This window comes from Dolichospermum sp. DET69, from assembly GCA_017355425.1.
GTDB lineage: Bacteria > Cyanobacteriota > Cyanobacteriia > Cyanobacteriales > Nostocaceae > Dolichospermum.
Genome location: CP070233.1, coordinates 4,841,715 through 4,859,133 on the forward strand (window position 1 = coordinate 4,841,715; position 17,419 = coordinate 4,859,133).

Sequence of the window (17,419 nt, forward strand, 5' to 3'; positions counted from 1 at the left end):
GTGTTGCTTTGAGTTATTATTTAAGACTATGATAAAATTGCGGAATTGATTACTATAGAATCTGACTGTTATGAAAATACTTTCTCGAATCTTTGATAACAGAATAAACGCACACAATATTCTGACGGAAATTTCTATTAATGAATATTTAGAAATAGCTAATTTTATTAGTAAAAACAATCCTTTACAAAGGAAAAGATTAAAATCATATTCATCAATATATAACCTACTAAAAGAAGATATAAAAACAGGGTGTACTATACCACCTATAGTTTTAGCTCTTAGTAATGACATCCAGGAAAATATAGATATTAATAATGCTGATGAGGATATAATTATAAATTATATAAATCGCCATAAAGATAAATTAATAATTCTTGATGGACTACAAAGAACACACTTATTAATAGATGTAGATCAAGATTTACATTCTGAAAATAATATAGATGTACTAAAAAAATTTCATAATCATAAATTAAGATTTGAAATTTATTTAGGCATTAAGAAGATAGGTATTCTTTACAGAATGCTAACACTTAATACTGGTCAATCCCCTATGTCTGTTAGACATCAAATAGAAATACTTTATTCTGATTATCTTGATGAAAGTATTTCTTCAGAAATCAAGTTACTTAAAGAAGTTGATGAAGCAAGTCCTCATGAAATTGGGGAATATAGATTTGAATATAGATTTAATGATGTAATAGATGGCTTTACTTCCTATCTTCTTAGAGATGAGGCTAGTTTAGATAGAAGAGACTTACTTGAAATCATTAAAAGTTTAGAAAATCTCGCGCAGGAAAATCAGAATAAGGATCTATTTAAAAGTTATCTAGTAACATATAATGAATTTGTTAAAAAAATACGCGAATTGTCATGTGATTGGAAGTTTAATGATGAGCAAATCCGATTATCAAGTAAACCTTTTGGTGATAGCGTAGATAAGATATTTACTAAATCACAACTAATGACGGGTTTTGGTGCTGCTGTAGGATTTTTAAAAGATAAACATCTGATTAATTCATTTGATGATATAAATCAGAAGATTACCCAGATTCATCTTAGCAATAATGATCAAAGTTTTCTTGACGAGTTAATTCTAACATTAGATAAAATTAGTACAACAGCTAGAAAAATTGGTAATTCTCAAAGAATGTATTTTTACTACTTCTTTAGAGAACTATTTAACAGTGAAAGTGATTCATTTTTATCAATAGATAAATCAATAGAATCTAGTTTTAAAAAATATAGATTAAATGAACTATAAATTAAATGAGTAATTTTTGTATATGCCACTTGAAATAAAAAATGAACTTTCCGAAATCAAATATTCTTTGACAGAAGTTTTACCAAATATAAATAATGAGCAAACTTACTTTGAACTTTTCGATGTACAAAATAGTATTAAAATATATATTGATTATGTTTTAACTCCTCATACGGATTATAAACTTGAAGATTATTCATTATTTATATTGAAATCATTTGAATTAAATAGAGAAAATGATATTTTTCAAGTTTATGAAAAAGTAGCTGATTTGAGAATTGGTTGGATATTTCCTATTCAAGCACTTGTATCTAATAAACATGGATGTGCAGAGAATGAGCATTTTTTAAAATATGCCTATGTTGCGTTTTACAAACTATTACTTAATCAAGAAGATTATAGTCATTTTACTCCCTCTATTGAACAAATAGAAGATTATAAATTAACAGATTTTTACGGAGATAATATTATCATATTAATTTTATTTAAAACTAATATTCATAAAATAGCTAATTTTAATATAGATAATTACCTCACTTCTTTATATTCATACAGTTATTATTACTGTCAACCAACTGAAAATATAAAAGAAATTAAAAACTGTCAACCAACGGAAGATTTAAAAGAAATTAAAAATAGAGCTAATTTAGAATCTTCTGGTAAGACTAGACTTATACTTCAACAAAATTCGCAATATTTACAAAAAGAACCTTATATTGATAGAATTTTTAAAAGTTTATTGAAAACAGAAGAACATCATTTAGTTAGATTTTATCTTCTTTACCAAGTCATTGAACTCATGATACAGATAGTTTTTGAAAGAAAAATCTCAGATGAAATCAATAACTTCAATAATAATGCAGATAAAAACATACGTAAACTTAAGGAGAAAATAGACAATATTTCTACAGAAAAGAAAAGAGTATTCATATTAATCAATGATGATGTAAAAATTAATAATCCAAATTTACTTACATCCTGTAATGAATTAATTAAATTATTTAATGATGATGATAGCAATGAAAAAGATGATAGTAACAAAAAACAGGACTTGGGTGGTGCTTTATATGATGTTAGATGTTTGATTGTTCATCAATTTAGAAAGCTCCCGGATAAGACTTTAGAAGAAAAACTTCGAGAAATTAATAAAGAATTTGAAAATATTGTAATTAAAATAATCCTAGATTATAAATGAACAACTAAGAAATTAATAATTTTAAATTTTATATTTATTGATCTGTGGGTTATATTCCTCAATATATCCAAAATCTATGCCCATTTTAGTAACTCTCCAAAAACCCTGTATCTGTTTACATTATCTCACCCAACCATTACTAGGGATTAGTAGAGCGATAGCGAAGCGCTGCTGCAAGCGGTTCGCACCTGAAAACCTTACCCTGTATCTGTTTACGTTATCTCACTCAAGCATTACTAGGGATGTTTAGGGCGATAGCGAAGCGCTGCTGCAAGCAGATCGTGTAAATAAGAGAAGAGGATAGAAGCATAACAGATACACCACCGAAATATTCACCAGAATTATCACCCAAACTAAATCAAACATAGATTTGATAGATAGTTTAATATTATGCCATAGGGATAGGGGGAATTTATTTTAAAATTAATGTGGCATTCGATAACATTCATGAGCGTATAAAAGAAGCCGCAGCCAAACGCCTTCTATTTCTTCCTCACACCATTCGACAAATATCACGTCCAGAACGCATGATTACAACAAAAGAAATTCAGTCAATTGTGATGACAGGAGAAGTCATAGAAGACTATCCTGAAGATACAAGAGGTCATAGTTGTTTGATATTAGGCTTTGGACAAAATAACCGAGCAATTCACGTAGTTTGTTCACCCAAAGACGAATATTTAGCAATTATCACCGCTTACATTCCTGATTCAACACAATGGTCATCTGATTTCACAAGGAGACTTTAAAATGGAATGCTTATATTGTAAAGGACAAATGCACCGAGAAACAGCCCCATTTACCATTGATAGAAAAGGCTATCATATTTCTTGGGATGCAATTCCAGCATGGGTTTGTGATCAATGTGGTGAATCACTTTTTGAAACTCATGAAGTCGAATTAATTCAAGAAGCCCTTACCGTTTTAGATCGAGAAACAGCCGATTTAGTAAGTTCATCATCACCTTAGTTAGTATGTTGGGTTGACGCAATAAAACCCAACAATACCCACTATTAATAACACTACAATTACAACCAAAAAACACTGTATCTGTTCACATGATCTCACTCAAGCATTACTAGCGATTACTGGGGCGATAGCGAAGCGCTGCTGCAAGCAGTTCGCATCTGAAAACCTTACCCTGTATTTGTTTACATTATCTCACTCAACCATTACAAGGGATTAATGGGGCGATAGCGAAGCGCTGCTGCAAGCAGTTCGCAGCCTGAAAACCTTACTCTGTATCTGTTTACGTTATCTCACTCAACCATTACTAGGGATTAATAGAGCGATAGCGTTCGCGAGAGCGTCCCGGAGGGAACTAGCGCTGCTGCAAGCAGTTCGCTGCTATCATGTAAATAAGAGAAGATAATAGAACCATGACAGATACACCACCGAAAGATTCACCTCACCTGAGAATTATCACCCGACCATGAGTTATAATCAAGATTAAAGTCATAACCATAAAATTACTATGACTATCCAAACCTTAGACAAAACCACCACAATTTCCGAACAGCGATTTCTTCTACCTAGTTATTACACTTGGGAAGAATTTGAAACAATAGAAACCTTAACCGCAGATCCAGGACGTTTGCGGATAACTTATCTTGATGGGTGCATCGAATTTATGACACTTGGTGAACAACACGAAACTATTAGAAGTGTAATTGCTATATTCTTAGCATTATACTTTTTTGAAAAAGGTATAAACTTTATTCCAGTAGGTAGTGCTACTCGTCGCGCAAAAGAAAAAAGTGCTTCATTTGAACCCGATGAATCTTATTACATCGGAGAAAAAAAGGAAAATCCAGATTTAGCAATTGAAGTTAATATTACCAGTGGCAGTATTGACAAACTAGAAAAATATAAACGATTTAATATTACCGAAGTCTGGTTTTGGGAAAATAATCAATTGTCTCTATATCATCTCAAAAATGATAACTATGAGCAAATTAACCAAAGTGAATTATTGCCAGATTTAGATATAGATTTATTGATAAGTTGTGTTTTGATGCCTTCTATTATTGATGCAAGAACAGCATTTATTAAAGGTATTAAAAAGTAGTAGTTTGTAGGTTGGTTTGACATAAGTAAATCCAACAATACCCATCATTAATAATGAACTTATTACAATCCAAAAACCCTGTATCTGTTTACATTATCTCACTCAACCATTACTAGGGATTGCTAGAGCGATAGCGAAGCGCTGCTGCAAGCAGTTCCCTGCTATCGTGTAAATAAGAGAAGACAATAGAACCATCACAGATACACCTGGAAACATTCACCTCACCTGAGAATTATTACCAGAACTAAATCAAATTCTAGAATAAATAGCTTACGTGCTAGTAGTATAATATTAAATCGTCAACAAATTAATACACTTGAAATATAATCATGACCACAGATGCAGAATATCAAGCAAAAATTACCACTTATAACTGGGATGATTTAATCAAATTATGGTCAGAAATTAAAACAAAAAAGACCTCAAATTTTTGGGATGCAGGTAAAGCATTAGAATATTTGGTATTACGTGCATTTCAACTTGATGGTGCTGATATAGCTTGGCCAGAAACCGTTAAAATTCAAGGTAAAATAGTAGAACAAATTGATGGCGTAGTCTATGCAGATAGCCTAGCTTGTCTGATAGAATGTAAAGATACCAGCGAGGAAGTTAATATTGAACCCATAGCCAAACTCAGAAATCAATTATTGCGAAGACCAGCAACAGCTATTGGTAGTGTGTTTAGTCGCAGTGGATTTACAGAAGCTACAGTAACATTAACTGGATTTGTAGCACCTCAAACCATTCTATTGTGGGGAGGAGAAGAAATTGAATATTCATTAAAAAATAAATCTATATGTAAATTTCTCGTCAAAAAATATCGTGTTTGTGTTCATAAAGGTATCCCAAATTACGACATTATAATCTAATAATTACAGCATTGTAAAGGAGGTTTTTCATGAAACTAGCATACATTCTCACAGAAAGTGATAAGGACATAGAAATTCTACAGAAATTATTACCAAAAAAATTAACTCAAGATATTCAATTTATTGCTGGTGGAAGTTCTTACCGAGCGCGTTCTTTAGCTACTTCATTACTTGCTACTAGAAAAACACCAGTTGCTCTTGTCATAGATGCAGATACAAATAACGAATCGCAAATATTTGAAAAGAAAGATTTAATTAATTATGTATTAAGTCAAGCATCATCTGGTATTCCTTTTCAAGTTTCTCTAGCAGTTCCCGAAATAGAATCCGTATTTTTACAAGATAAATCATTAATTGAAAAAATAGCAAAACGTCAATTTAATGATTTAGAATGGCAATTAGCTCAAAGCAAACCTAAAGAATTTTTAGAGACAGTCTTAGATAATAAACAATCTCTCAATGACAAAATACTTGGAAATCTAAATGATGAAGAAATTAAGATATTGCAACAACATCCATTAATACAAGAAATCAAAGGTTTCTTGTCATCAATTATTGAGTCTTCTGTTGCTATTAATTAATCTAACTGGATATAGAATTTCTATTCACCTAATAACGCAGTTATTACAACCCGAAAACGAAAACCCTGTATCTGTTCACATCATCTCACCCAACCATCACCAGCGAACTGCTTGCAGTTCACACCTGAAAAGCTTACCCTGTATATGTTTACATTATCTCACTCAACTATTACTAGGGATTACTAGAGCGATAGCGAAGCGCTGCTGCAAGCAGTTCGTGTAAATAAGAGAAGATAATAGAACCATGACAGATACACATGGAAAGATTCACCTCACCTGAGAATTATCACCCGACCATGAGTTATAATCAAGATCAAAGTCATAACCATAAAATTACTATGACTCTCCAAATCCTAGACAAAACTACCACAATTTCCGAACAGCGATTTCTTCTACCTGGTTATTACACCTGGAAAGAATTTGAAATAATAGAAACCTTAACCGCAGATCCAGGACGTTTGCGGATAACTTATCTTGATGGGTGCATCGAATTTATGACACTTGGTGAACAACACGAATCTATTAAAAAAATTCTCGCTATTTTGATAGAAGCATACCTTTTTGAAAAAGGGATAAACTTCATTCCAGTAGGTAGTGCTACTCGTCGCGCAAAAGAAAAAAGTGCTTCCTTTGAACCTGATGAATCTTATTACATCGGAGAAAAAAAAGCAAATCCAGATTTAGCAATTGAGGTTAATATTACCAGTGGCAGTATTGATAAACTAGAAAAATATAAAAGATTTAATATTACCGAAGTCTGGTTTTGGGAAAATAATCAATTGTCTCTATATCATCTCAAAAATGATAACTATGAGCAAATTAACCAAAGTGAATTATTGCCAGATTTAGATATAGATTTATTGGTAAGTTGTGTTTTAATGCCTTACATTATTGACGCGAGAACAGCATTTATTAAAGGTATTAAAAAGTAGTAGTTTGTAGTTTAGATTGACACAAGGAAACCCAACAATACCCACCATTAATAACACTAAATTCCAACCCAAAAACCCTGTATCTGTTCACATTATCTCACTCAAGCATTACTAGGGATGTTTAGGGTGATAGCGAAGCGCTGCTGCAAGCAGTTCGCACCTGAAAACCTTACCCTGTATCTGTTTACGTTATCTCACTCAACCATTACTAGGGATTAGTAGAGCGATCCGCAGTTGAAAAACCCTGTATCTGTTTACGTTATCTCACTCAAGCATTACTAGGGATTACTGGGGCGATCGCGAAGCGCTGCTGCAAGCAGATCGTGTAAATATTCACCTCACCACCAGAACTAAATCAAATTCTCAAACAACTAGCCAAGAAAATTAGATATATTAATAATCAGCACACAAATATACAAACCCCTCCTGTATGAAATTTCAAGTAATATTCACCTATGATTCAGAATATCTAGGTTACGTTGCTGAAGTACCAGAACTTCCTGGTTGTGTCAGTCAAGGTACAAACTTAGATGAAGCAATTGAAAATATCAAAGATGCTATCAAAGGCTATCTTCACGTATTAGAAAAACATGGTAAACCCTATGTAACCAAAGAATCTCAATCTTTTGTAGGGGAAGTAGTAGTATAAATGGGACGCTTATCAAATATTTCCGGTAAACAAACAGTCAAAATCTTTGAAAAATTTGGCTATGCTGTAGATCATCAAACCGGAAGTCATATCATACTTTGGCACGAATCAAAACCCATTTTATCAGTTCCCAATCATAAAGAACTAGCCCCAGGGTTACTCAGAAGTTTAATTAGACAAGCAGGAATTACCGTAGATGAATTTTTAGGAAATAAGTAATACTTTCAGTGGGTTAACAACAAAATAACCCACTATTAATAACGCACTTATTACAACTCAAAAACCCTGTATCTGTTTACATTATCTCACTCAATCATCACCAGCGATTACTGGGGCGATAGCGTTCACGAGAGCGTCCCGGAGGGAACTAGCGCTGCTGCAAGCAGTTCGCACCTGAAAAGCTTACCCTGTATCTGTTTACATTATCTCACTCAAGCATTACTAGGGATTAGCGAAGCGCTGCTGCAAGCAGTTCGCACCTGAAAAGCTTACCCTGTATCTGTTTACGTTGTCTCACTCAACCATTACTAGGGATTAGTAGAGCGATAGCGAACGCGAGAGCGTCCCGGAGGGAACTAGCGCTGCTGCAAGCAGTTCGCACCTGAAAAGCTTACCCTGTATCTGTTTAGATTATCTCACTCAACTATTACTAGGGATTAGTAGAGCGATCGCGTTCGCGAGAGCGTCCCGGAGGGAACTAGCGCTGCTGCAAGCAGATCGTGTAAATAAGAGAAGATAATAGAACCATGACAGATACACCAGGAAATATTCACCTCACCTAAGAATTATTACCCGAACTATTTTAACTAATTTCAATAGGTGAGATATTTTTCCACTCTTCAGATTCATTTTTCGCACACCAAAGATCAAACTTTTGCTGAAGATTTAACCAAAGTTCCGGCGTAGTTTGAAAAGCATTTGCTAACCGCAAAGCAATATTAGGTGTTACATTTGCACGTTCATTCACAATTTCCGAAACCGTTTTTCGAGACACACCCAAAATATTAGCAAGTTCTGTCACCGTCATATTTAAAGGTTCTAAATATTGACGTTTAATCAAAGCACCAGGATGTCTTGGTTTTCTGTTAGTATTCATGTTAATAATCCTAATGATAATCCTCGTAATTTACGTCGTAAGCATCCCCATCTTCAAAAACAAAAGTTAAACGCCAATTACCAGAAACTGTAACTGAATATTCACCTTTCCTATTTCCTATTAATTGATGAAACTTAGAACCAGGAAAATTCATATCCTCGGCTACAGATGCAGCATCTAGTCTATCTAATAAATCTAACAGTTTTTCAGCATGATTCGGATTAACTCCACTTCCATTATCATCTTCAAACAGCTTTCTTAACCCCTTATGCTTGAAATTTCTGATCATAAGTAAAACAACAATATTTACTGTAACCTACAAGGTTACACTTGTCAATCCATAATATACGCTAAATTTGGTGATTTTGAAAACTCATTGATTAATATTTACAATACTTTACAAAACCAAACAAGCATCAGCAAAAGACATCGGAACAGATTGATAAATCTTGAGAAATTCACCAATAATTACAGATTCATCATCTAAATTAAAAGGTACTTTAATAACTCCATTCCTCACCAAATTTATCACAGCATCTTGACCACCATAAACATTTCGCAACAAAAAACAAGCCTCAGAAATTACAGCTTCACAAGTTAATAAAGGAGGCTCAATATTATCCCATTGTGATGTTACCCAACCATGAAACTGATCACGACGATTAATTATAGCTACCAATGGACTCGTATCTAGTAAAACACATCCTCTCATCATGCACCGTCATTATAGCCGAATTTCCGAGCCAAAATTAGAAACCTGGATTTAACCCCAAAAAACTACCATGACACAAATTACATTTGCAGAACTTCCCCAAACTGTCCAAAATTTAATAAACCAAGCCCAAAAAACAGGCGAACCCGTTACAATTATCCAAAATGGTATCCCCTTCGCTATTATTTTCCCTATTCAGAAACATAAAAGAGCCACCTTTGGAGTAATGAAAAATAGCGTTAGATAATAATTTAGAATAATGACAAATACACCCAAAGTAATGATTAAATTACAAGAATTGCAAGAACAAGTATTAAAATTACCAATCAAAGAACGCTGGAATTATCTCTATATCATATCAAAAATGATAATTATGAGCAAATTAATCAAAGTGAATTATTGCCAGATTTAGATATAGATTTGTTAGTAAATTGTGTTTTAATACCTTCCATTATTGATGCAAAAACAGCATTTATTAAAGGCATTAGAAAGTAGTAATTATCGGGTTTGTAAGTTGGGTTGATGCTCATGTTACCCAACCATTACCAACTATCATCAATAGTATTTTTTACCAATGCCAGAAAATGATAAAAACGGAATTAGATCCCCGACTTCTAAGATAAATTATTTGTATATTTGAAAAATCGTAAAAAGAAGTCGGGGATCTTTAGCTACCATAACCAATTATCAATCTTTGAAAAATTCCTTAGTCTACTTCAGTAGACTTGAGCTATTAGACAGGGAATAAATTCCCACCACGGGTGTGGAAGCCAACGGATAAGTAGGGGCGTATTGCAATACGCCCCTACTCAAATTGACACCAATGAAGCTCTTGCTTTACCCTTGCATTTGACTCGCAGTTTCTGGAACTTTGTTTAAAATTGCTTTTTTTTCACAAACCTCTTGACTTAACTCAGGTGATATGTGTTATAATAATCATGTTAATATTTTTCGGGGTTATAGCGCAGTTGGTAGCGCACCTCAATGGCATTGAGGGGGTCAGCGGTTCGAATCCGCTTAGCTCCATTAGGTTACACTATTTTAAATTATACTGCTGAGGGCTGAAGCCCTGTTTAAAAGAAATCAGAGCGACTTATGGATATTTACGCACATAAGTTAATTTAAGCTTTCATATTTATCAAACTATTGCCAGTAACCCTAATGTAAAAAAATGACACTTGATGCGAAGTGCCTTTTTATCAATTCCAGGGTTTTTATCGTTAGAAGAAAGCTAACTCACTACACTTATTTTTTATTGATGAAGATACCAAAAACTTGATAAGATATTGGCAATCTAGCTGGTAAGTTTAAAAAAATGCCAAGCATAAACGTTGAAGTTCAATTATCTTTGGAACAACTGTTTCAAGCTGTTGAACAATTAACCCAACCAAATTTAGAGCAGTTTCTCTCTCAACTTGTAATTTTGCATACTCACAAAAAAGCAGCCTCTTTGCTCAAGAATGAAGCGAAATTATTTTTAACCCCACATGAAGATATTATTATAGATAATAATAATTATGAAAAATTGATAGATAACAGAGAAGTAGCAACATTAAGAAAAGAAGAATATCAAGCATTATTATATTTGGGAGAACAGATAGATAAACTACAAGCACAACGAATAGAATATATGGCAGAACTGGCAAAAATACATGGTATTTCTTTAACTAAATTGATGGAAAAGCTAGGACTTGAGTAGAGATAAAATTAGTAATTAGTAATTAGCTATTGGCAGATGTAGCGATAGCGAAGCGCGACCTAGGAATCGCCTGTATACTTTATATTACATTGGATATATAACCAGAGAATTATATGATAGCTAAAACACCGCAATGGTTTAAAACCGCTTTACAAATCAAAGGTTCAGTCATTGCTGCAATTTATAAACGGGTGCTTTTATTTGGGGTTTTTGGAGTATTCATTTCTATACTGTATCATTTTCAAGTCCCCGTTTCTCAACCAATTTTGAGTAGTGTTATTCCCAGTATTGTCTTAGGTTTATTATTAGTATTTCGTACTAATACAGCTTATGATCGCTTTTGGGAAGGGAGAAAATCCTGGGGTACAATAGTCAATACTATTCGTAATCTAGCTCGACAAATTTGGATATCTATTGATGAAAAAGAACCAGAAGATAAAGATCGTAAAATTGATACTTTAAACTTACTTCTTGCGTTCGCAGTAGCCACAAAATTACATTTACGAGGTGAACCTATAAATAGTGATTTAGCAGCACTAATGCCTATTTCTCAATATATTAATTTGAAGATTATCAATAATCCTCCTTTAGAAGTGGCTTTTTGGATTAGCGATTATTTACAACATCAATATAAACGTAATTGTATCAATAGTTATCAACTAGTATCTATGCAAAAATTATTGGATATGCTGGTAGATAATTTAGGTGCTTGTGAAAGAATTTTGAAAACACCCATGCCTTTAGCTTATGCTATTCATCTCAAACAATTATTGTTACTATATTGCTTCCTCTTACCATTTCAAATAGTAGCGAATCTTCATTGGTGGACAGGTTTAATTTCTGCCTTAGTTAGCTTTACTTTGTTAGGTATTGAAGCCATTGGTTTAGAAATTGAAAACCCGTTTGGTTATGATGAAAATGACCTACCTTTAGACGCAATTTGCAAAACCATGAGACTGAATATTGACGACTTAATCAGCTTAACTCCTACTGTGAATAAATTCTGAATTTTCTCCAGCACTGGCAATACAATATCTTATTTTAATTATGGGAAATAGAAGCTATAAATGGGGAAATTGCCTCAACAAATGCCTGAGTATATTCATAAGGCATAACATTTTTACCAATGATTTTTACTCCCTGACTTTGAGGTAAGCAATTTAAATAATACGCTAATCTTTCATCAGTCGTTTCTGTTTTACTCTCTTGACTAATACCGCGAGCTTTTTCTCCCACAACTAATAATGTTCGCTGGGAAATGGAGGCAATATCACTACTGTAATCTCTTTGCCAAAATCTCGCTAAAAAAGCAAATACTGCATAACGTCCATTCATATTTTTAGCATCTGCCATGAGAGTATTTAGCCATTCATCATCAACATTTTCACTCATAGCAAATAATTTTTCAGATGAAAAAGAATACAAAAATTTACGAGTTCGAGCATAGCGAAAAAAAGCATTACCTATGGGAGAGGTAAAAATGCTCCAAAGCAAGTTCTGTTGCCATTTAGGAGCGTTTTTAGTAATAACTGGACGAGATGTAGGATCAGATAATACTAACCCGGCAATTAAATCTTGTTCCAGTTTCACTAATTCAATGGCAACTGGTAACAAAGCTCCTTGGACTACGATAATAACGGGTTGTTTAACAACGTTTTGCAAGAAGTATTGTAACTGTTTGGCCCAGTTAATTGGTGTATGCGCTAAAGCTGGCATATCACTTTCACCACATCCCAATAAGTCGGGATTGTAAAGAGAATTTGGGTGATTTTTATCATACCATTCGCGGCAAAATCGTTGCCAAAACTGCCTTGATAGCCCGACACCAATGGGATGAATTAAAAGTAAAGGAATGCCCGCTGCTGGAGAATTCAGAGGTTGATGAATTTCGTAAGCACAGCGGTAATTCTGCCAAATATAATACTCGGTTGGAGATGCTGTTGTGTTGTTCATTGGAGATGATGACATGATGAATATTTTGAATGGTGGCTAAAAAATTATGCGAGGATGAATAAATTGATATCCTGTATCTTTCAATTTCTGATTCGATACCCAGGCATTATATGGACGGATATTTTTATTATCTGCATCCCAAATAACATTAGGTAAATTATTTTTTGTCATCACATTATCAAGTAATTCTTTATTTGTGAGATGACTATCATCCACAAGATTATAAATACCTTGTAACCGATGCTCACGAGCAAATTCTATTGTGCCAACAATATCATCAATATGAATCCAATTGGTAGTATCTTCTCCATTCCCAGGACGAGTTGTTCCTGCGGCTCTACTAAATATTTTTTTCAGTTCTCTACCTGGTCCATAAATACCTCCTAAACGTAAAATACAAACGCGGGTATTGTCATTATTTGCTGATAATAATATATCCTCTGCTTTTCGCAGTAGTTGAGAATTGCGATTAGCTGGTGCTGGTGGACTTTCTTCGTCTACCCATACACCATTTCTATCTCCATAAATTGAATAACTGCTTGTATATATTACTTGGTGAATATGAGGAAATTGGGGTAAAAGAGAAACTAGAGTTTTGGCAGTTTCTACATAAGTTTCTTCATAAGCATCTGCACTTTTTGCCCCTACACTTAATAAAATAATTTCTTGATTTTTTAATACAGGTTTCAATTTTTCTATGTCATTCCCTGAAGTAACGATAACCTTTTGTGCCACTGTTTCTAAAGTAGGTATCCGTTCTGGGTTAGTGGTAGTCGCAGTCAGCATAAAATTACTATTTGACTGCCAATATTTGCTAACTGCATAACCTACATAACCACAGCCAATAATTGCAATGTTCATGATCATTAATAGAACTAAAATAAATTATTTTTAACAATTACCAGTCAATAATGAATAGTACAGGAATCAAGAAGTTTTTGACTAATAAATATTAGTTTGACTTTTTATTTCTGTCTATTCAAATATATAACGTTAGAGCGTGTTTGATAGCGAAGCGTGGCGTAGCCATAAAGTCATGATTGATGTATCAAATATCTTTTTACCCCACCCTAACCCTCCCCTTTCCCAGGGGAGGGAACTTGATTTGCCAATTTCCCCCATTTAGGAGGGAACTTGATTTTCCTTAATCCCCCCTTTATAAGGGGGGATTAAGGGGGGTAAAAAATCACGCCACGCAAGCTATCAAACAACCTCTTAGGAGGAAGCCACATTGATCATTAAATTTTGTGAATATAGCATCCTTTTTTGTCTGTAAACTTGCCTTATGCAGTCGAGCCGCAGGAGGTAGATTGTCTCACATATCATGGAGTATGGCTATATTATTAATTTTAGTGGCTATAACTATGTTAATCACTGGTAATCCAATTAGCAAGAAATATTACTAATTTTTTTTATATTATAAGTAATTTTAACTTGCTTTTTAATTGCTGGAATTGTTTTTAGGTATGAATTATACCATCAGGCATGATGGCTCCAGCTAACTTAGCACCAATTAATTTTACCAGTAAGCGATCGCCAGAACGAATTCTCGCCCCTGTCAAATCAGCACCACGCAAATCAGCACCGCTAAGATCCGCACCAATCAAATTTGCCGAGCGCAAATTGGCATCTCTTAAATCTGCTAACAGTAAGTTAGCTCTAAATAAATTGGCTTCTGACAAATCCGCACCTCTGAGAATCACCTTGTGCATAAAAGTATCACTGAGATTAGAGCCGCTTAAATTTGCATAGCTCAAATTTCTGCCTGATAAATCCCGGTTACTAAAATTAGCACGACTAAAATCTTTACCGCTTAAATCTGAATTTGGCTGTGGTTGTTGATAGGTTGTTTGTGGTGAAGAGTATGTAGATGATGGTTTATCTGCTTGAGGTGCTGGAGAATAAGAGGGCGTGGGCTGTTTATCTCCCAGAGAGCGCAATTTATCACGAGCTTCATTAAATAATTTCAGCTTTTCCTGTGCTTTGTGTTGTAAGCGCAGGTTATCTTTGGGGAGGCGGTCCGGGTGCCAAACAAACACCAAATCTTTATAAGCCTGGTTTATCTGTTCGAGTGTGGCCCCTGGCTCTAATTCTAAGATTCTGTAGTACCTCTCCAGTTCGCTGCTCGTCATGGTGTATTGGTGAATATTAATTACTTTTTGAACAAATGATGAGTTATACGGTTATTTTTTCAGTATAGCCATTGATTGCTACTGCTATCTGCATTAAACATAAATCCAGCAATAGCAACATGAAGAATAATCATAAAATCTGTTCTTTTTGCGAGAAATAAATCTGATAATTTGCGGGCAAATTTACCATAAGATGTTAATTAGGCGTTTTGTGCCTTTCCTAGAATCGAGCAGTAATTTAAGAAGTTTGTGCTCGTGAAAGAAATTTTAGGCTAAAATATAATAATTAATTTGTTACAAATCTGCCCAAATTACCATATTCTGTAAACTCAGGTTGGAGTTAATTCTCAACCGTGGATGAGTTAACTTATTTTTTAAGCGGACTTTCTATGTCCTTCTACCCTCAGATTAAGCAATTTTTTCTCGGTAAATCCTTACCAACCAGCGCCCATAGCGAAGAGCGATTGAGTAATGCAGCAGCCTTGTCTGTTCTTTCTTCCGACGCGCTTTCCTCTGTGGCTTATGCGACAGAAGAGATCTTACTAGTTTTAGTAGCAGCAGGAAGTGGCGCTCTGGGCTTGTCTCTGCCTATTGCTATTGCAATTATTGCCCTCCTGGGCGTAGTTGTCCTTTCCTATCGTCAAACCATTCGTGCTTATCCCCAAGGCGGTGGTTCTTACATTGTCGCTAGAGAAAATCTGGGTCTTTATCCAGGACTGGTGGCTGGTGGTTCGCTGATGATTGACTATATTTTAACTGTTACCGTCAGTATATCTGCGGGTACAGCAGCTTTAACATCAGCAATTCCTGCACTCCAATCTCACACAGTTATTTTGTGTTTGATTTTCATTTTCTTATTAATGCTCGCAAATCTGAGAGGTGTTAAGGAATCAGCCCAAATATTCATGGTTCCTACCTACGCCTTTGTTGTGAGCATTTTTCTATTAATTGGGATTGGATTGTTTAAGTATAGCACTGGGCAAGTTCCCGCAGCCTATCCTTCCCTTCCTGCTACCGAAAGCATAAGTTTATTCTTTATCTTACGGGCTTTTTCCGCCGGATGTACAGCACTGACTGGAGTGGAAGCAATATCTGATGGGGTATTAGCTTTTAAAGCCCCAGAATGGAAAAATGCTCGCCTTACTTTGTTGTATTTGGGAGTAATTTTGGGATTTATGTTTGTGGGTATTACTTACTTAGCAAATATTTATCATATTGTTCCCGAAGATGGACAAACAGTAGTATCTCTATTAGGGAGAGTAATTTTAGGGACAGGCCCTGTTTACTATTTCTTGCAAATAGTTACCTTGCTAGTTTTGATGTTAGCTGCTAATACCAGTTATGCGGATTTTCCCAGACTCTGTTATTTTCTGGCACGAGATGGATTTTTACCCCGCCAATTATCCCTATTAGGCGATCGCTTAGTTTACTCTAATGGTATTATTCTTCTCAGTAGTTGTGCCGGAATTTTAGCCATTATTTTCAAAGGTGAAGTTAACGCCATTATCCCTCTTTACGCGGTTGGTGTATTTACTTCCTTTACTCTTTCCCAAGCTGGTATGGTTCGTCATTGGTTTCAAGGACAAACCAGTAATTGGCGTGCAAGCGCAATCATGAATGGTTTAGGAGCAGTTGCCACCCTTGTAGTATTGATTGTAATCATTTCTACTAAGTTCCTATTAGGTGCTTGGTTGGTAGTCGTAGCAATTCCCTTAGTAGTAGTTTTATTTTCCGCTATTCAACAACATTATCAATATGTAGCTCAACGTCTAAGTATTCAAGATTTAGCACCCCGAAGTTATATCTGGGTTCCCAAACCAGCCGTAATCAGCCATCCTGCGGTAGTTGTGGTAGGACATCTGAACAGAGGCACAGTAGAAGCTTTGGACTATGCGCGGACAATTGCTGATGAAATTGTGGCTGTTCATGTAGATATTGGTTCTACAGACCGGGAAAAACTCCTAGAAAAATGGCAAAATCTCCAATCAGATATTCCTTTGGAAATTATTGACTCTCCTTATCGTTCTGTAATTGACCCAATTGTAGATTTTGTTGGTCAGTTCCAAGAAAATCACCCAGGTGTATTTACAACTATCATTATTCCCGTTTTTGTGCCTCGAAATTGGTGGGATAGTATGTTACATAACCAAACCACCTTGTTTTTAAAGAATGCTTTACGAGCCAAGAAAAGTCGCATTGTCACAACTGTTAGATATTATTTGTAAGGTCAGTAGGGGCGCAGGGCCTGCGCCCATTCATTATTCAT

General features: G+C 34.7%; 21 protein-coding genes and 1 tRNA gene. 16 read left to right on the forward strand and 6 right to left on the reverse strand.

The genetic code is table 11. From position 1 onward, the window contains the following. Positions 1–70: 70 nt before the first annotated feature. The 10 genes from EZY12_22175 to EZY12_22220 all read left to right on the forward strand — a co-directional run bounded on the left by EZY12_22175 (position 71) and on the right by EZY12_22220 (position 7,780). Positions 71–1,267: a hypothetical protein gene (locus tag EZY12_22175; GenBank protein QSX67386.1), complete on the forward strand. Its 1,197-nt coding sequence runs from the start codon at positions 71–73 to the stop codon at positions 1,265–1,267. Positions 1,268–1,289: 22 nt separating this feature from the next. Further along, a complete protein-coding gene (locus EZY12_22180) occupies positions 1,290–2,462 on the forward strand; it encodes a hypothetical protein (GenBank protein ID QSX67387.1) in 1,173 nt (390 codons plus the stop codon). A 428-nt stretch (positions 2,463–2,890) separates the two neighbouring features. Then, positions 2,891–3,211 (forward strand): DUF4258 domain-containing protein, encoded by a 321-nt coding sequence (locus EZY12_22185; GenBank protein ID QSX67388.1) that lies wholly within the window; start codon positions 2,891–2,893, stop codon positions 3,209–3,211. Position 3,212: 1 nt separating this feature from the next. Then, positions 3,213–3,431 carry a YgiT-type zinc finger protein gene (locus EZY12_22190; GenBank protein ID QSX67389.1) on the forward strand — a complete coding sequence of 73 codons (219 nt, stop codon included), beginning with the start codon at positions 3,213–3,215 and terminating at the stop codon, positions 3,429–3,431. 505 nt (positions 3,432–3,936) lie between these two features. Beyond that, positions 3,937–4,530, forward strand: coding sequence for a Uma2 family endonuclease (locus EZY12_22195; protein ID QSX67390.1), 594 nt, complete (start codon positions 3,937–3,939; stop codon positions 4,528–4,530). A 329-nt stretch (positions 4,531–4,859) separates the two neighbouring features. Beyond that, complete coding sequence (locus tag EZY12_22200) at positions 4,860–5,399, forward strand: restriction endonuclease (protein ID QSX67391.1); 540 nt, start codon at positions 4,860–4,862, stop codon at positions 5,397–5,399. 29 nt (positions 5,400–5,428) lie between these two features. Then, entirely contained in the window at positions 5,429–5,980 is a 552-nt protein-coding gene (locus EZY12_22205) for a hypothetical protein (protein ID QSX67392.1), read from the forward strand. Positions 5,981–6,318: 338 nt separating this feature from the next. Then, positions 6,319–6,912, forward strand: a complete 594-nt coding sequence (locus tag EZY12_22210) for a Uma2 family endonuclease (protein ID QSX67393.1) — start codon at positions 6,319–6,321, stop codon at positions 6,910–6,912. Positions 6,913–7,342: 430 nt separating this feature from the next. Continuing rightward, the gene (locus EZY12_22215; protein QSX67394.1) at positions 7,343–7,561 is read left to right on the forward strand and encodes a type II toxin-antitoxin system HicB family antitoxin; all 219 of its coding nucleotides are present in this window, start codon (positions 7,343–7,345) and stop codon (positions 7,559–7,561) included. Then, positions 7,562–7,780 carry a type II toxin-antitoxin system HicA family toxin gene (locus EZY12_22220; GenBank protein QSX67395.1) on the forward strand — a complete coding sequence of 73 codons (219 nt, stop codon included), beginning with the start codon at positions 7,562–7,564 and terminating at the stop codon, positions 7,778–7,780. It begins immediately after the preceding gene. Positions 7,781–8,363: 583 nt separating this feature from the next. Here the strand turns inward: EZY12_22220 and EZY12_22225 are convergent. From EZY12_22225 to EZY12_22235, 3 genes are all read right to left on the reverse strand, one after another. Continuing rightward, positions 8,364–8,657, reverse strand: a complete 294-nt coding sequence (locus EZY12_22225) for a HigA family addiction module antidote protein (protein ID QSX67396.1) — start codon at positions 8,655–8,657, stop codon at positions 8,364–8,366. Between the two features lie 10 nt (positions 8,658–8,667). Next, positions 8,668–8,946: a type II toxin-antitoxin system RelE/ParE family toxin gene (locus EZY12_22230; protein ID QSX67397.1), complete on the reverse strand. Its 279-nt coding sequence runs from the start codon at positions 8,944–8,946 to the stop codon at positions 8,668–8,670. A gap of 108 nt (positions 8,947–9,054) precedes the next feature. Continuing rightward, positions 9,055–9,369 (reverse strand): PIN domain-containing protein, encoded by a 315-nt coding sequence (locus tag EZY12_22235; protein QSX70783.1) that lies wholly within the window; start codon positions 9,367–9,369, stop codon positions 9,055–9,057. A gap of 70 nt (positions 9,370–9,439) precedes the next feature. Here EZY12_22235 and EZY12_22240 point away from each other — a divergent pair, with 70 nt between their 5' ends. The 5 genes from EZY12_22240 (at position 9,440) to EZY12_22260 (ending at position 12,075) form a co-directional block, all read left to right on the forward strand. Continuing rightward, a complete protein-coding gene (locus EZY12_22240) occupies positions 9,440–9,616 on the forward strand; it encodes a type II toxin-antitoxin system Phd/YefM family antitoxin (GenBank protein ID QSX67398.1) in 177 nt (58 codons plus the stop codon). 12 nt (positions 9,617–9,628) lie between these two features. Further along, positions 9,629–9,781 carry a hypothetical protein gene (locus EZY12_22245; GenBank protein ID QSX70859.1) on the forward strand — a complete coding sequence of 51 codons (153 nt, stop codon included), beginning with the start codon at positions 9,629–9,631 and terminating at the stop codon, positions 9,779–9,781. A gap of 541 nt (positions 9,782–10,322) precedes the next feature. Beyond that, positions 10,323–10,395: transfer RNA gene (locus tag EZY12_22250), tRNA-Ala, on the forward strand. 289 nt (positions 10,396–10,684) lie between these two features. Then, positions 10,685–11,068 (forward strand): STAS/SEC14 domain-containing protein, encoded by a 384-nt coding sequence (locus EZY12_22255; protein ID QSX67399.1) that lies wholly within the window; start codon positions 10,685–10,687, stop codon positions 11,066–11,068. A gap of 113 nt (positions 11,069–11,181) precedes the next feature. Next, entirely contained in the window at positions 11,182–12,075 is an 894-nt protein-coding gene (locus EZY12_22260) for a hypothetical protein (GenBank protein ID QSX67400.1), read from the forward strand. Between the two features lie 34 nt (positions 12,076–12,109). Here the strand turns inward: EZY12_22260 and EZY12_22265 are convergent, their stop codons facing one another. The 3 genes from EZY12_22265 to EZY12_22275 all read right to left on the reverse strand — a co-directional run bounded on the left by EZY12_22265 (position 12,110) and on the right by EZY12_22275 (position 15,153). After that, positions 12,110–13,036, reverse strand: coding sequence for an alpha/beta hydrolase (locus tag EZY12_22265; GenBank protein QSX67401.1), 927 nt, complete (start codon positions 13,034–13,036; stop codon positions 12,110–12,112). Positions 13,037–13,057: 21 nt separating this feature from the next. Beyond that, positions 13,058–13,882: an NAD-dependent epimerase/dehydratase family protein gene (locus EZY12_22270; GenBank protein QSX67402.1), complete on the reverse strand. Its 825-nt coding sequence runs from the start codon at positions 13,880–13,882 to the stop codon at positions 13,058–13,060. 599 nt (positions 13,883–14,481) lie between these two features. After that, entirely contained in the window at positions 14,482–15,153 is a 672-nt protein-coding gene (locus tag EZY12_22275) for a pentapeptide repeat-containing protein (protein QSX67403.1), read from the reverse strand. Between the two features lie 389 nt (positions 15,154–15,542). Here EZY12_22275 and EZY12_22280 point away from each other — a divergent pair, with 389 nt between their 5' ends. Beyond that, positions 15,543–17,378 (forward strand): APC family permease, encoded by a 1,836-nt coding sequence (locus tag EZY12_22280; protein ID QSX67404.1) that lies wholly within the window; start codon positions 15,543–15,545, stop codon positions 17,376–17,378. Positions 17,379–17,419 lie beyond the last annotated feature (41 nt).

Bases quoted from the DNA above. Each gene is read 5' to 3' on its own strand.
- EZY12_22175 (QSX67386.1), top strand. From the start codon at position 71: ATGAAAATACTTTCTCGAATCTTTGATAACAGAATAAACGCACACAAT.
- EZY12_22180 (QSX67387.1), top strand. From the start codon at position 1,290: ATGCCACTTGAAATAAAAAATGAACTTTCCGAAATCAAATATTCTTTG.
- EZY12_22190 (QSX67389.1), top strand. From the start codon at position 3,213: ATGGAATGCTTATATTGTAAAGGACAAATGCACCGAGAAACAGCCCCA.
- EZY12_22195 (QSX67390.1), top strand. From the start codon at position 3,937: ATGACTATCCAAACCTTAGACAAAACCACCACAATTTCCGAACAGCGA.
- EZY12_22200 (QSX67391.1), top strand. From the start codon at position 4,860: ATGACCACAGATGCAGAATATCAAGCAAAAATTACCACTTATAACTGG.
- EZY12_22205 (QSX67392.1), top strand. From the start codon at position 5,429: ATGAAACTAGCATACATTCTCACAGAAAGTGATAAGGACATAGAAATT.
- EZY12_22210 (QSX67393.1), top strand. From the start codon at position 6,319: ATGACTCTCCAAATCCTAGACAAAACTACCACAATTTCCGAACAGCGA.
- EZY12_22215 (QSX67394.1), top strand. From the start codon at position 7,343: ATGAAATTTCAAGTAATATTCACCTATGATTCAGAATATCTAGGTTAC.
- EZY12_22220 (QSX67395.1), top strand. From the start codon at position 7,562: ATGGGACGCTTATCAAATATTTCCGGTAAACAAACAGTCAAAATCTTT.
- EZY12_22225 (QSX67396.1), bottom strand. From the start codon at position 8,657: ATGAATACTAACAGAAAACCAAGACATCCTGGTGCTTTGATTAAACGT.
- EZY12_22230 (QSX67397.1), bottom strand. From the start codon at position 8,946: ATGATCAGAAATTTCAAGCATAAGGGGTTAAGAAAGCTGTTTGAAGAT.
- EZY12_22235 (QSX70783.1), bottom strand. From the start codon at position 9,369: ATGAGAGGATGTGTTTTACTAGATACGAGTCCATTGGTAGCTATAATT.
- EZY12_22240 (QSX67398.1), top strand. From the start codon at position 9,440: ATGACACAAATTACATTTGCAGAACTTCCCCAAACTGTCCAAAATTTA.
- EZY12_22245 (QSX70859.1), top strand. From the start codon at position 9,629: ATGACAAATACACCCAAAGTAATGATTAAATTACAAGAATTGCAAGAA.
- EZY12_22255 (QSX67399.1), top strand. From the start codon at position 10,685: ATGCCAAGCATAAACGTTGAAGTTCAATTATCTTTGGAACAACTGTTT.
- EZY12_22260 (QSX67400.1), top strand. From the start codon at position 11,182: ATGATAGCTAAAACACCGCAATGGTTTAAAACCGCTTTACAAATCAAA.
- EZY12_22265 (QSX67401.1), bottom strand. From the start codon at position 13,036: ATGTCATCATCTCCAATGAACAACACAACAGCATCTCCAACCGAGTAT.
- EZY12_22270 (QSX67402.1), bottom strand. From the start codon at position 13,882: ATGAACATTGCAATTATTGGCTGTGGTTATGTAGGTTATGCAGTTAGC.
- EZY12_22275 (QSX67403.1), bottom strand. From the start codon at position 15,153: ATGACGAGCAGCGAACTGGAGAGGTACTACAGAATCTTAGAATTAGAG.
- EZY12_22280 (QSX67404.1), top strand. From the start codon at position 15,543: ATGTCCTTCTACCCTCAGATTAAGCAATTTTTTCTCGGTAAATCCTTA.